Source organism: Finegoldia magna (assembly GCF_018371055.1).
Taxonomy (GTDB): domain Bacteria; phylum Bacillota; class Clostridia; order Tissierellales; family Peptoniphilaceae; genus Finegoldia; species Finegoldia magna_I.
Map to the genome: position 1 here is coordinate 1 of NZ_JAGYZD010000313.1, position 1,616 is coordinate 1,616.

A 1,616-nucleotide genomic window follows, 5' to 3' on the forward strand; every position below is an offset into this window, starting at 1 on the left:
TTTTAATAAAACCTGAGTAAATCCACCAGTAGATGAGCCTATATCTAAGCACAAATCATGCTTACCTATATTAAATACCTCAAAAGCTTTTAAAAGCTTCAGAGCTCCCCTTCCAACATATTCAGTGTGTTCTTTTACTTCAACTTCATCAGAATTTATCTCAAGTGATGGTTTCTTTACTAAGTTGCCCTTATAATAAACCAATTCATTCTCAATCAGAGATTTTGCTTTTGTTCTAGAAGATGCGAAGTTGTTTTCACACAAATATAAGTCGATTCTCATATCAATATTTCCTGCCCAACAATTTATTTGTAAGTTCAATTAAAGGTTGTGAATTGTCTATATCTTTAATGCATTCTATAGCTCTTTGAGAATACTTATTTGCATCATCAATGCCTTTTTCTTTTCCAAAAATAGTGACATATGTGTTTTTGTTAATTTTTAAATCATTCTCATAATCCATAATGTCATCAATTATTTGAAACGCCATTCCTAGATTAAAAGCATAATCTTCTAGTTTTAATAATGTATTATCGCCAACCCTACTTAAAATTCCAGCAGATACAGTAGATGCTTTAAGTAAATTACATGTTTTTTTATCATAAATTTCAATAATATTTTTTTCAGAAATCTCACTGTCAATATCCAAAAGTTGACCTTTTATCATGCCAAAACAACCTGATTTCTTTACGATATAATTTGCACACTTTGCGTCAAATTCATTTTTAATTGACTCAGATAGTACTTCAAAAGAATAATTTAAAAGTGCATCCCCTACTAAAACCGCTATATCTTCTCCATATTTTTTATGCACTGTTAACTTTCCTCTTCTATATTCGTCATTATCCATACATTCTAAATCATCATGCACCAATGAATAATTGTGAATCAATTCTATAGCAAGAGCGTAATTTAAAGATTCAGTTATTGATTCATTAAACATTTGATAAGTTAACAAAAACAAAAGTGGCCTTAATCTTTTTGCACTATCGTCAACAATTGTGTATCGCATAGCTTCGCCAATTTTATCATCTGAAAATTTTAATTCTTTTAATGAAGTATTTATTAAATTTATAATTTCCTGGCTATTCATTATCATCACTTAAAAGCATGTTTATTTGAAAATCTTCTTCTTTGTTATCTTTGATCAAAGTCATTTTGCCTTCTTGTTCTTTCAAAATAGAACTTAATCTCTTGTGAAGCTTCATACCTTCTTCGTATAATTTTATATTTTCTTCAAGACTTAGCTCTCTGTCTTCCAACTTTTCAACGATGTCACTTAGTCTTTTTAATCCTTCGTCATATTCTCTATATTCATTCATTGAATTTCTCCTTGTTTTGAACGGTTGTATTAAGTTTACCATCTTTCATAATTAAGATAATATTTTCATTTTCCATAACATCATCAACAGAAGAAATACTCTTATTATCCTTTAATACTTTTGCATATCCCTTCTCTAAAATTGTGCTTGGATTCAAATGCAATAGGTTATTTTTATATGAATCTAAAATCAATTCTTTGTAATTAATATTTGAGATCAAATTCTTAATCATTGTTAATCGAATTTTATTTAGTTTTTCTATTTCTAAAGATAATAACTTATCTGGCTTCAATA

At 28.0% G+C, this 1,616-nt stretch carries 3 protein-coding genes and 1 pseudogene; all 4 read right to left on the reverse strand.

The genetic code is table 11. From position 1 onward, the window contains the following. On the reverse strand, positions 1 to 282 hold a 282-nt coding region (locus KHW44_RS09445), incomplete at its 3' end, for an SAM-dependent methyltransferase (RefSeq protein WP_304068843.1). Position 283: 1 nt separating this feature from the next. Then, the gene (locus tag KHW44_RS09450) at positions 284 to 1,093 is read right to left on the reverse strand and encodes a polyprenyl synthetase family protein (RefSeq protein WP_304068845.1); all 810 of its coding nucleotides are present in this window, start codon (positions 1,091 to 1,093) and stop codon (positions 284 to 286) included. Then, positions 1,086 to 1,322 carry an exodeoxyribonuclease VII small subunit gene (gene xseB, locus KHW44_RS09455; protein WP_002836523.1) on the reverse strand — a complete coding sequence of 79 codons (237 nt, stop codon included), beginning with the start codon at positions 1,320 to 1,322 and terminating at the stop codon, positions 1,086 to 1,088. The genes KHW44_RS09450 and xseB overlap by 8 nt, the downstream gene beginning before the upstream one ends. Next, positions 1,315 to 1,616, reverse strand: a pseudogene (locus KHW44_RS09460) (exodeoxyribonuclease VII large subunit); the annotation flags it as partial. The pseudogene KHW44_RS09460 and the gene xseB, both read right to left, overlap by 8 nt.